Origin of the sequence: Streptomyces dysideae (assembly GCF_001514305.1) — a bacterium.
GTDB classification, from domain to species: Bacteria; Actinomycetota; Actinomycetes; order Streptomycetales; family Streptomycetaceae; genus Streptomyces; species Streptomyces dysideae.
Genome location: NZ_KQ949097.1, coordinates 156,763 through 165,947, shown reverse-complemented (window position 1 = coordinate 165,947; position 9,185 = coordinate 156,763). Strand labels below are relative to the sequence as shown.

The 9,185-nt window shown below is 70.6% G+C and carries 10 protein-coding genes; 6 read left to right on the top strand and 4 right to left on the bottom strand.

The window, feature by feature from the left end:
• The first annotated feature begins 75 nt into the window (after positions 1 to 75).
• The gene (locus AQJ91_RS30790) at positions 76 to 927 is read left to right on the top strand and encodes a polysaccharide deacetylase family protein (RefSeq protein ID WP_067028027.1); all 852 of its coding nucleotides are present in this window, start codon (positions 76 to 78) and stop codon (positions 925 to 927) included.
• A 33-nt stretch (positions 928 to 960) separates the two neighbouring features.
• On the opposite strand, the gene AQJ91_RS30785 is transcribed toward AQJ91_RS30790, so the two are convergent.
• Positions 961 to 1,626 (bottom strand): class F sortase, encoded by a 666-nt coding sequence (locus AQJ91_RS30785; protein ID WP_067028025.1) that lies wholly within the window; start codon positions 1,624 to 1,626, stop codon positions 961 to 963.
• A 332-nt stretch (positions 1,627 to 1,958) separates the two neighbouring features.
• Between AQJ91_RS30785 and AQJ91_RS30780 the strand changes: the two genes are divergently transcribed.
• On the top strand, positions 1,959 to 2,453 hold the full coding sequence (locus AQJ91_RS30780; RefSeq protein ID WP_067028023.1) for a hypothetical protein: 495 nt from the start codon (positions 1,959 to 1,961) through the stop codon (positions 2,451 to 2,453).
• Between the two features lie 98 nt (positions 2,454 to 2,551).
• Here AQJ91_RS30780 and AQJ91_RS30775 read toward each other — a convergent pair whose 3' ends face one another.
• The 3 genes from AQJ91_RS30775 to AQJ91_RS57505 all read right to left on the bottom strand — a co-directional run bounded on the left by AQJ91_RS30775 (position 2,552) and on the right by AQJ91_RS57505 (position 4,192).
• Positions 2,552 to 3,076, bottom strand: coding sequence for a cupredoxin domain-containing protein (locus tag AQJ91_RS30775; RefSeq protein WP_067028022.1), 525 nt, complete (start codon positions 3,074 to 3,076; stop codon positions 2,552 to 2,554).
• 206 nt (positions 3,077 to 3,282) lie between these two features.
• Positions 3,283 to 4,047 (bottom strand): bestrophin-like domain, encoded by a 765-nt coding sequence (locus AQJ91_RS30770; protein WP_067028019.1) that lies wholly within the window; start codon positions 4,045 to 4,047, stop codon positions 3,283 to 3,285.
• A 16-nt stretch (positions 4,048 to 4,063) separates the two neighbouring features.
• Entirely contained in the window at positions 4,064 to 4,192 is a 129-nt protein-coding gene (locus tag AQJ91_RS57505; RefSeq protein ID WP_267891249.1) for a hypothetical protein, read from the bottom strand.
• Between the two features lie 163 nt (positions 4,193 to 4,355).
• Here AQJ91_RS57505 and AQJ91_RS54645 point away from each other — a divergent pair, with 163 nt between their 5' ends.
• The 4 genes from AQJ91_RS54645 to AQJ91_RS30755 all read left to right on the top strand — a co-directional run bounded on the left by AQJ91_RS54645 (position 4,356) and on the right by AQJ91_RS30755 (position 9,119).
• A complete protein-coding gene (locus tag AQJ91_RS54645) occupies positions 4,356 to 4,541 on the top strand; it encodes a hypothetical protein (RefSeq protein WP_199848060.1) in 186 nt (61 codons plus the stop codon).
• Positions 4,542 to 4,882: 341 nt separating this feature from the next.
• A complete protein-coding gene (locus AQJ91_RS30765; protein WP_067028017.1) occupies positions 4,883 to 5,878 on the top strand; it encodes an SCO0930 family lipoprotein in 996 nt (331 codons plus the stop codon).
• A 296-nt stretch (positions 5,879 to 6,174) separates the two neighbouring features.
• Entirely contained in the window at positions 6,175 to 6,987 is an 813-nt protein-coding gene (locus AQJ91_RS30760; protein ID WP_067028015.1) for an SAM-dependent methyltransferase, read from the top strand.
• Entirely contained in the window at positions 6,984 to 9,119 is a 2,136-nt protein-coding gene (locus AQJ91_RS30755) for a putative bifunctional diguanylate cyclase/phosphodiesterase (protein ID WP_067028013.1), read from the top strand. Before AQJ91_RS30760 ends, AQJ91_RS30755 begins: the two co-directional genes overlap by 4 nt.
• Positions 9,120 to 9,185: the final 66 nt, after the last annotated feature.

The following is a 9,185-nucleotide window of genomic DNA, read 5'->3' as shown; positions in this document are numbered from 1 at the left end:
CCGGGCGGGTGGAATCGTGCCGCCGCACCGGTGTTGCTGTGGTGCGTCGGCCCCTCGCCGGGCGACTGATGAGTCATGACGAAGGATCAGTTGCTCACACGGCTGCTCACCCGCCGCCGGGCGATGCTCGCCGGTACCGCCGCGGTCGGGGCCGCCGGTACCGCCGCACTGCTCGCAGCGGTCACCGGCGAGGAGCCGGTCCGGCCGCCCGCCGCCCCCGCCGCGGGCCCCCTGGCACGTCGGCCGCTCAAGCCCTCCGCCTACCGCCTCCAGCCCCTGACCGGATACGGCCCGCCCCGTACCGTGCCCGCCCGGCCCCTCGTACGGCGTGAGCCGTTCCTGCGCATCTCCGGCCGCGGCCGCACCATGGTGCTGACCTTTGACGACGGACCCGACCCCCGCTACACCCCGGCCATCCTGGACACCCTGGCCGAGTACGACGTCCGCGCGATGTTCTTCGTGTGCGGGGAGATGGCCGCCGACCACAGGGAACTGCTGGCCCGGATGGCCGAGGAGGGCCACGTCGTCGGCAACCACACCTGGTCCCACCCGCTGCTGACCCGCCTGAGCCGCGCCCAGATCCACTCCCAGATGGAACGCACCAGCGACGTCGTCGAGGAGGCCTACGGCGAGCGCCCCCAGTGGTTCCGCGCCCCCTACGGCGCCTGGAACCGCGCCGCCTTCCAGCTCGGCGCCGAACTCGGGATGGAGCCACTGGCCTGGACCGTCGACACCCTCGACTGGACCACCCCCGGCACCCGCACCATCGTCAGCCGGGTCGAGAACGGCGCCGCCCCCGGCGTCGTGGTGCTCTCGCACGACGCCGGGGGCGACCGTTCCCAGAGTGTCCGGGCCCTGCGCGACTATCTGCCGCAACTGCTCGACTCCGGCTATCACGTCACCGTTCCCCGACGGCAGCACATCTGACGGGCCGCCTTCGCCCGCCCGGCCGGGGAACGCTCAGCGGACCTCGACCAGGCGGGCGAAGACGACGACGTTCCCGGCGTAGCCGTTCTGCTTGGAGAATCCGCCGCCGCAGGTGATGACCCGCAATTCGGCCTGCCCTTTCGATCCGTAGACCCGGTCGCCGGGGAAGTTGTTCTTCTCGAACACCTCGATGCCGTAGATCTCGAATACGGCCGTCTTTCCGTCCTTGCGGGCGACGTCGACGCGATTTCCCTTCTTCAGGGCCCCGAGTCCGTAGAACACGGCGGGGCCCTGGTTGTTGTCGACATGGCCGACGACGACCGCGGTGCCCTTTTCCCCGGGGGAGACGGCGCCGGTGAACCAGCCCGCCAGATTGGGGTCCTCCGGCGGCGGCGCGTCGACCCAGCCCACCGCGTCCAGACCGACCGCCATCATCGGCGCGTCCATCTGGATCGCCGGGATCCTGATCCGGTCCGGCACGGAGTACGGCAGCGGCTGCGGGGCCCCGGCGAACGTGCCGTCGGCCACCCGGCTGTCGGCCGCGGCCGCCGACTCGGGCTGCGGCGGCCCCACGTCGAACTCCCCCGAACCATTCCGAATGAGCGCGAGGCCGGTCAGCAGAACAAGCGCTATCACGCCCCAAGGAGCGCGCTTCTTCCGCTGCTCCTCCTCTTCTTCGGCCAGCTCGAACGCAGACATCCGACTTCCCCTCTCGACGCGGCCGTCGCCCCGTCATTCGCGCATACGAGAACGCTAAGTCCCGCGCGCGAAAGCGGCGACGGCTCAGACGCGAACGGGTGACCCCGGCCCCCTTCGGTGCGCCATCCGAGTTGCCGCCCGCAGGAAATTTCTGACGGTCCGTGACCTGCGGCAATATCCGATTGTGCGCTGATCGCCCGGCGTGTCCTCTCACCAGGACGGACCATTGCCGAAATGCGGGCGCGTGCACGGCATCTGAGGGTCTTTCTGGGAGGCGCTTTCTCGCCGATCGACCGGGGACGGTTCCCGGGGCGTCTTCCGCGGAGGATCACATGCGTACTACTCGTGCCCTGGTGGCGTCGGCCGCCGTGGTCGCCACTCTGGGGGTCGCCGCCCCGGCGGCCGTCGCTCGGGACGGCATGCCCGTCAGTCCGAGCAACATCGTCGCCCTGCCGAGCGTCATCGCCCGCGGCGGGCAGCTGACCATCACCGTCGACAACTGCCCGGGCGGCGGCACCGCGACCTCGAACGCGTTCCAGCGCACGACGCTGACCAGGGTTCACGGCACCGACACGGCGAAGGGCACCGCGACGATCAACAACGACGCCCAGCCTGGCTCCCACGACATCACCGTCAACTGCTCCGGCAGGACGCTGACCCGTCCGGCCGCCTTCACCGTCATCGGCGGTGTCCGCGGCGGCCTCGGCGGCAGCAGCTCGACCGGGGCGACGCCGACCGACATGGCGATCGGCGGCGGCCTCGTGGCGGCTGCCGTCATCGGCGGCGGGCTCTTCTGGATGCGGCGCCGGTCCGAGAAGCGGATCTGACGGCACATCCCCAGACAGAGCGCATCGCACGTCGACAGGCCTTGGCCCCGGCCCTCTTGCGGGAATCCGGGGCGAAGGCCTGTGCGGTGCGTTGTGTGTCAGCTGCTGTCCTCGCCCTGGCGGCGCCGGGAGAAGTGGTACGCCGCCCCGACCGAGCCCGCGATCAGCGCGGCACCCAGACCGATCTCCTTGAGGTCGAAGCCTGCGGCAGTGCCGCCCTCACCGGCGTGCACGCCCCGGGAGTGCAGGGGCTGGGGAACAGGCCGACTCGTGGGTCGGCCGCCCGCGATGGTCAGATCCGTGGATCCGCTCGCGCCGTCGCAGCTGAACGTCACCTGGTACGTCGCGGCGGGCTTGGCGTCCCAGTCGACCACGGCCCTGGCCCGGGACCGCCCCGGCGGGATGGTGACCGTGTCGAAGACCGCCGAGGTGACGGTCGCCGGCCCCTTGCAGCCGCCGTCGTTGCGGTCCAGCCGTAGCGTGACCTGACCGCCCGCCGGGATGGTCGAGGGCTGGACGCTGAAGTCGAACGGCGTGATGTTGCCGGCGACGGCGGTCGGCGCGGAGCAGGCGAGGGGGGTGACGCCCAGCAGTGCGGCCGAAGCTACGCGTATCGCGCGCATGGTGGATCCTCCGGGTCCCCGAGGAGCAGCTGCGGACCTGTTCCGCTCGCGCCAGAAATGCACCTCGATGATCGAAACGCTAGGAAGGTGCGCACACCTGCGCGAACGCTGTCGGGCGAACGGGGTAAGCGTGTGGGCCACTCAGGGGACGGCGTTCCCGCGACCGGGGGACGGCGCCGGCGTGGCACAGCCGTCCCCCGGGCCGGTCAGCCCTTGACGTCCGGGAAGAGCATCAGGAACGGCTCCGCGGACGCCGTGATGCCCCGGCTGTAGGGCGCGTCGAAGTCCCAGATCAGGAAGAGCAGGAAGGCGATCAGCGCGGAGAACAGCCCGGCGAGGACCAGTTCGCGCGCCGTGCGCCGGATCTGCAGCGCGAACACCATCCCGATGGTGATGACGCCGCCGGTGAGCAGCCCGAACCACACCACGCCCGGCATGGTCTCCCCGGTCGAGTTCGCGCGGGCGTTACGCGCCTGGTCCGCCGCTGTCACCTGGTCGATCAGCGGCTGGTACGCCTGGGCCTCGAAGTCGGTGCGCGGTTCGTAGTCAGTGACGTCCTCACGGACCCGCTGCAGCAACTCGGCGCCGCGGTCGGTGAGGTCGCCGTCGTCGGCCATCGTCTTCCACTCCGTGGTGACGACGTGTCCGACATAGGCGTTGACATCATCCCGAATGCGGTCGCGGGCGTCGGCCGGATAGACCCGCACCCGCTCCGAGATCTCGTGCAGCGCGACGGCCTCCGCCTGTACATGGTCCTGCGCCGCGCTGCGCGCCTCCCAGACCCCCGCAATGGCCAGGCCCAGGACGATGGCGTACACCACCCCGATCCACATCGTCATGTACTCGATGACGTCGGGAGTGTCGGAGGGGTCCTCGTTCTCGGGGGCCGTGCGGTGCCGTACGAGGGTGATGATGACCACCACGACACAGGCGGCCAGCATGGCGAGGGTCAGAACAAGCCATTCCGGCAAGAGAAGCCTCCAGGGATCAGCGCGGGCGCAGCGCGGCGACGGCGATCACCGCGGGCACCGTGATGAGCAGGACGTAGGTGACCGGCGACTGCCCGCCGTGCGTTTGCCGCTTGCGCGGCGGGGAGTGGTGGCGCGGGTAGCTCACCGGGGTCGCGGAGGGACTCGGGGTGGGCGTGGCCGACGGGGTGGGGGTCGGTGTCGGGGTGGGGGTCGGTGTCGGGGGTGGAGTGGGTGGGGGGGGTGGGGTCGGGCGTGGGCGGGGTGCCGGGGGCCGGGGTGGTGGCGCGGGCGGCGGTTCGGGTTTCGCGGTGGGGCTCGGTTTCGGCGGTGGTGGGGTGGGGTCCGGCGGGGGCGACGGCTCCGGTGGCTCGGGCGTGGGCGTCTGGGTGGGGGTCGGTGACGGTGTCGGGCACGACGGGGGAGTCGGCGTCGGCCAGGTGAAGCTTCCGGCGACCGCCACCGCCTCCGTGCCGTCCGGACCGGTCGACGCGTAGGCACAGGCGTCCGCCGCCGCCGTGCCGGCCGGTACGCCCATCAGCAGCCACGTCAACGTGACCAGCGCCAACACCCTTGTGGTGAGGGCGGATCGAGTCGGTTCGGGTCCATGCACGACGAAGATCATGAGCCCTGTTCACGTCGCCGTATGCCGGAGCGCGGGAGATTGCCCCGAACGGGGGAACGTGGCGTTCGAAGGTTTGAGTGGCGGGCGGTGTCACAGGTTCCGGAAAGAAATTTGTGCGCCGGTTGAACAAGACCGCGGCTTTCGTGCGTACCTCTTGTCGTGCGGCGGCGCAGCAGGGCGCTGCAACACCCTTGCGATTATGGGGAGTTGACGATGAATACCTCGTGGCGGAGCGCCTCGCTCGTGGTGAGCGCCGTGGCCATGCTGGCGCTGACCACGGCGTGCGGCCAGGAGACCACCCCGCCGGCGAGCAGCCAGAACGTCGGTGCCACGGCCGCGGCCGGGGATTACGGAAGTGCCGGTACGGGCCTCGGAACCGGGACCGGGACGGGCAACGACTCGTCGGCCAATGGACAGAGTTCCGCGACCCAGTCCGCCTCCGCGGGCGAGTTGTCCATCTCCACGAACGCGGAAATCGGCGAGGTGCTGACCGACAGCCTCGGTCTCACGCTGTACCGCTTCGACAAGGACACCGCGGAACCGGCGAAGTCGAACTGTGACGGCGACTGCGCCAAGACCTGGCCGCCGGTTCCCGCGGACGACGCGAGTGCCGGTGCGGGCATCGAGAAGTCGCTGCTCGGCGAGGTCACCCGTACCGACGGCACCAAGCAGCTGACGATCGGCGGCTGGCCGGCGTACCGCTATGTGAAGGACGTCAACGCCGGTGACGCCAAGGGCCAGGGCGTGAAGGGCACCTGGTACGCGCTCGCCCCCGACGGCAAGAAGGCCAAGTCGGAGGCGGCCGGGGCGGAGGCGGCCGATCTGCCGGGTCTGTCCACCCGCAACGACCCCAAGCTGGGCGAGATCGTCGTCGACAAGAACGGCCACACGGTCTACCGCTTCATGAAGGACACGCAGTGGCCGATGTCCACGGCGTGCACCGGTGACTGCCTGGACAAGTGGCCCGTCGTCGCGCCGGTCGACGCGAAGGACACCAAGGGCATCGACCTGCAGGGCTCCACCCCCAACCGGGGCTACGTCGTCTTCGACCGCCCTGACGGCATCAAGCAGCAGAGCATCGACTGCGTACCGATCTACACCTTCGCGGGCGACAAGAAGCCCGGTGACACCAACGGTCAGGGCGTCGGCGGGACTTGGTTCGCCGTGGCACCCGACGGAAAGCCGGTCGGCGCGCCGGACGAAGAGTAAGAGATCACCTCCCCAAGGCTGATCGCCTCGCCCAGTGGCAACGCACCGCGGAAGGGAGGGCCGAGAGCAAGCGAAAGAGCCGCACCCACCCCACAGCGCGCGCGACCACCGGTCCGCCCCCTCCGCACCGCACGGAGGGGGCGGGCCGGTTTGCCGTGTTTCTCCCCCGGCGATCCGGCACGTGCCCCTGGCAGTGACCGGGAACGGATGGTCAATTTCCGTTTTGGCTCGCCCGTTTGGCAGGCGATCAGTAGCCTCAGCTCGAACACCGGATCGCCTACGCCTTGGAGAGATAGATGGAGCGTCCCGCCTGGGCCCCACGAAGCATCGACATCTCGGTGCCTAGCGTTTCGCGGATCTACGACTACTACCTGGGCGGTTCGCACAACTTCGAGGTGGACCGGGAAGCGGCCCGCAAGGCCATGGAGTTCCTGCCGGGACTTCCCAAGATCATGCAGGCGAACCGGGCCGTCATGCGCCGCGCCGTGCGCTTCGCGGTGGACGAGGGCATCACACAGTTCCTGGACATCGGCTCCGGCATCCCCACCTTCGGAAACGTCCACGAGGTCGCCCAGGAGGCCAGCCCCGGCGCGCACGTGGTGTACGTCGACCACGACCCGGTGGCGGTGGCGCACAGCCAGGCGGTGCTGGCGGGCAACGACGCCGCGGACGTCGTCGCCGCCGACCTCCGCAAGCCGCAGGAGATCCTGGCGAGCCCTCAGGTCCAGCGGCTCATCGACCTGAACCGGCCAGTGGCGCTGCTCCTCGTTGCCGTACTGCACTTCGTGGAAGACGCGGACGACCCGTACGGTGCGGTGGCCGAGCTGCGCGACGCGCTCGCGCCCGGCAGCCTTCTCGTGCTCACGCATGCCTCGTACGAGGGAATCCCGCTGCCACCCGAGCGGGCGGAGGGCACGGTGGCCGTATACAAGGACATTCGCAACCCGCTGATCATGCGCTCGCGCGAGGAGATCGCGCGGTTCTTCGAGGGGTACGACATGGTGGAACCCGGACTGGTGCCGATGGCGGCCTGGCGCCCCGACACCGCACCGGAGGACGAGGATCCCCATGCCTTCTCCGGTTTCGCGGGCGTGGGGCGTACGGCGTGAGCGCGGAGCCGGACGGGCCGGAGGACAGACTGCGGCGGTTCGCGACGATCTGGAGCCGGGCCGTGTTCCCGGTGACCTCGACGTCGTCGACCCGGCCGGAGTTCGAGGAGCAACTGCTGCCGCTCGCCGGGCGGTTGAGTGACGCGCTGCGGGCCAGGACCTTCGACGCGGACGAGGGCCGGGCGGTGGGCGCCGCCCTCGTCACCGCGCACTGCACCGACCCGGAGGCGCTCAGCCGCTCGCTGGACTGCGTCGACGCCTACCTCGTGCTGTACTGCGGCGGCTCCGGGGACCAACAGGACCTGCGGGTCCGCGCGTCGCGGCTGCAGCACGCCATGGCCGCCGGGTTCGCACAGGCGCTGCGTGAGCGGACGCTGGCCGAGCAGGAGGCGATCTCCGCGGCCGCCCTGAAGGCGCAGGGCGTGGTGGCGCAGGCCCTGCACGCGACCGAGGCCCGCTTCCGCGCGGTCTTCGAGGGCGCGGCCATAGGAATCGGCATCGCCGACCTCGAAGGCAACATCCTCCAGGTCAACGGCGCGCTGCAGCGCATGTTCGGTCTCTCCGAGCAGGCCATGCGCAGCCGCAACGTCATGGAGTGGACGCATCCCGAGGACGCGCCCCAGACCTGGCGGCTCTACGACGAACTCGTCTGCGGCGAGCGCGAGCACTACCACGTCGAAAAGGCATTCTCCCGCCCCGACGGAACGGTCCTGTGGACCAACCTCACGGTCTCCCTGCTGCGCGACGCGGACGGCAACCCGCAGTACCAGCTGGCCCTCATGGAGGACACCACCGAGCGCCGGCTGCTCAACCTCCGCCTGCGCTACGAGGCCACGCACGACGCCCTGACCGGGCTGCCCAACCGCACCTTCTTCTTCGAACGCCTGGAGAAGGCGCTGGGCGCCGGCCAGGGCCAGCGGTTCGGTCTGTGCTACCTCGACCTGGACGGGTTCAAGACGATCAACGACAGCCTCGGTCACGCGGCCGGCGACCGGCTGCTCGTCGAGGTCGCCGACCGGCTGCAGTCCTGCACCACCGCACCCGGCGAGATGGTCGCGCGCCTGGGCGGCGACGAGTTCGTGGCGCTGACCACCGGCCCCGAGACCGAGCGCGAGGTCGACGAACTCGCCGCCCGCATCATGAACGCGCTGGTCGCCCCCATCAGCGTCGACGGCCGGGAGCTGACCGTGCGCGGCAGCATCGGCATCGTCGAGGGCCCGGCCGGGGAACGCAGCCCGGCGGAGGTGCTGCGCAGCGCCGACATCACCATGTACCGGGCCAAGTCGGCGGGCGGCAACCGCTTCGAGCTCGCCGACCCGGAGGCCGACGCCCGCGCCATCACCCGGCACGGGCTGACCACGGCGCTCCCGACGGCCCTGGACCGGGGCGAGTTCTTCATCGAGTACCAGCCGCTGGTCCACCTCGGCGACGGCAGCGTCCGCGGCGCCGAGGCCCTGGTGCGCTGGCTGCACCCGCAGCACGGCGTCCTCGGCCCGGACCGCTTCATCCCGCTCGCCGAGCACACCGGCCTGATCGTCCCGCTGGGCCGCTGGGTCCTCGAGCAGTCGGTACGGCAGGCCCGTGACTGGCGCGAACGGCACGCCGACGCGGGCCCGTTGAGGATCAACGTCAATCTCTCTCCCTGCCAGCTCACCCACCCCGGTCTGGTCCAGGACACCGTCGACATCCTGGAGCGCACGGGCATCGAACCCGACGCGCTCTGCCTGGAGGTCACCGAGTCGGCGTTGATCGGCGCGGACGACGACCTGCTCAAGCCGCTGCGCCGGCTCGCCGAGATGGGTGTCGACATCGCCCTGGACGACTTCGGCACCGGCTACTCCAACCTCGCCAACCTGCGCCGCCTCCCGGTGAGCATCCTCAAGCTGGACCGCTCCTTCACCCAGAGCATGCAGCAGTTCCCGGCGGACCCCGTCGACCTCAAGATCGTGGAGGGTATCGTTTCACTGGCCCACAGCCTGAACCTCACGGTGACGGTGGAGGGCGTGGAAACGGGCGCCCAGGCCGAACAGCTCCGGATACTCGGCTGCGACACGGCCCAGGGCTGGTACTACGCCCGCCCCGGCCCGCCGGACCGCCTGCACGAGCTGGCACTGGTGGACGCGACGGGCTGACGCAGGGCCGGCGGCTAGCCCGCGTCCTTTCGAACGGAGGGGGCCTGGTACAAACATCGCGCCAAC

Excerpts from the sequence above, each read along its gene's own strand:
- AQJ91_RS30760 (WP_067028015.1), top strand. The coding sequence starts at position 6,175 with ATGGAGCGTCCCGCCTGGGCCCCACGAAGCATCGACATCTCGGTGCCT.
- AQJ91_RS30785 (WP_067028025.1), bottom strand. The coding sequence starts at position 1,626 with ATGTCTGCGTTCGAGCTGGCCGAAGAAGAGGAGGAGCAGCGGAAGAAG.
- AQJ91_RS30780 (WP_067028023.1), top strand. The coding sequence starts at position 1,959 with ATGCGTACTACTCGTGCCCTGGTGGCGTCGGCCGCCGTGGTCGCCACT.
- AQJ91_RS30765 (WP_067028017.1), top strand. The coding sequence starts at position 4,883 with ATGAATACCTCGTGGCGGAGCGCCTCGCTCGTGGTGAGCGCCGTGGCC.
- AQJ91_RS30790 (WP_067028027.1), top strand. The coding sequence starts at position 76 with ATGACGAAGGATCAGTTGCTCACACGGCTGCTCACCCGCCGCCGGGCG.
- AQJ91_RS30775 (WP_067028022.1), bottom strand. The coding sequence starts at position 3,076 with ATGCGCGCGATACGCGTAGCTTCGGCCGCACTGCTGGGCGTCACCCCC.